Origin of the sequence: Ralstonia sp. TCR112 (assembly GCF_007997035.1) — a bacterium.
Taxonomy (GTDB): Bacteria; Pseudomonadota; Gammaproteobacteria; order Burkholderiales; family Burkholderiaceae; genus Ralstonia; species Ralstonia edaphi.
Genome location: NZ_VOSS01000227.1, coordinates 1 through 1,239, shown reverse-complemented (window position 1 = coordinate 1,239; position 1,239 = coordinate 1). Strand labels below are relative to the sequence as shown.

At 70.4% G+C, this 1,239-nt stretch carries 2 protein-coding genes; both read left to right on the top strand.

Going from position 1 to position 1,239, the window contains the following annotated elements; all coding sequences use genetic code 11:
* Nucleotides 1-167 precede the first annotated feature (167 nt).
* Entirely contained in the window at nt 168-788 is a 621-nt protein-coding gene (locus FUT88_RS25520) for a GlxA family transcriptional regulator (RefSeq protein ID WP_261797299.1), read from the top strand.
* A gap of 110 nt (nt 789-898) precedes the next feature.
* The coding region (locus FUT88_RS25515; protein WP_147219339.1) for a DUF2076 family protein at nt 899-1,239 on the top strand (341 nt) is incomplete at its 3' end.

Genomic DNA, 1,239 nt, shown 5'->3' with positions numbered 1-1,239 from the left:
CGCCCTGCCAAAACGCCCCGCGCCCCCGATGGCAGCACCTGGATCGTGCCGGGCGTAGGTCTCGACCATGCCGGCGTGATCGCCACGCGCCTCGCGCAGGACGATGCGCGGCGAGCAGCGCGCGCCCTGGCCGCGCAGGTGGCGGCGGGCGGGCAGGTGGCGGCGTCGTGCTCGGCGGTGTTCTGCTGCAGGCGGCCGGCGTGCTGCCGGGGCGCTGCGTCACCACGTCTTGGTGGCTGGCCCCGACGTTGCAGCAGTGGGAACCCGCATGCACGGTCGACGCAGACCGCATGGTGTGCGCCGACGGCCCGATCGCCACCGCCGGCGCCGCCTTTGCGCAGACCGACCTGATGCTGCACCTGCTGCGCACGCGCTTTGGCGTGGCGCTGGCCGATGCCGTGGGCCGTGTGCTGCTGATCGACGGCCGCCACGCGCAAGCGCCGTTTGTGGTGCCCGCCATGCTGGCCAACGGCAATGCGCTGATTGCGCAGCTGGTGGCACGCATTGAAGCCGCCCTGCCCAACCCGCCCAGCGTGCAGGCGCTGGCCGACGAGCTGGCCATGTCGCAACGCACGCTGTCACGGCACGTGCGGGAAGCCACCGGCAGAAGCACCCTCGCCCTGGTGCAGAGCGTGCGCCTGAACCGCGCCCGCATGCTGATCGAATCGAGCCGCATGACGATCGACCGCGTGGCCGAAGCCGTAGGCTACGAAGACGCCACCGCGTTGCGACGCCTGATGCGCAAGGTGTCGGGCGCCAACCCCAGCCAATACCGCCCGGCCGTCTAGGCGCCTGGGGTTACAGGCCGTTACACAAGAAGCTGCCGCGCTTTAATTTTCGTTTAAGACTTGACGCCTAACTTGGTCACGTCGCACCCACCCAGACAGGACTCCACACCATGTCCCCGCAAGAACAGCAAGCGCTGGAAAACTTCCTGGCCCAACTGACGCAGGCGCGCGCCGGGGCCAAGGACCCGCAGGCCGAAGCCCGCATCCTCGATGCCGTGGCCCGCCAGCCGGACGCGGCCTATCTGCTCGTGCAGCGCGCCATGCTGCTCGACCAGGCGCTGGCGTCGGCGCAGGCGCAGATCGCCTCTCTGCAAAACCAATTGCAGGCGGCGCAGGCCGGCCGCAGCACGTCGTTCATGGACTCGGCCAACAACTGGGGCAGCCACGCCGGTAGCCCGGCGCCCGCGCCTGCATACGCCCCGCAGCAGGCGCCCCCGTGCAGATGCCGCAG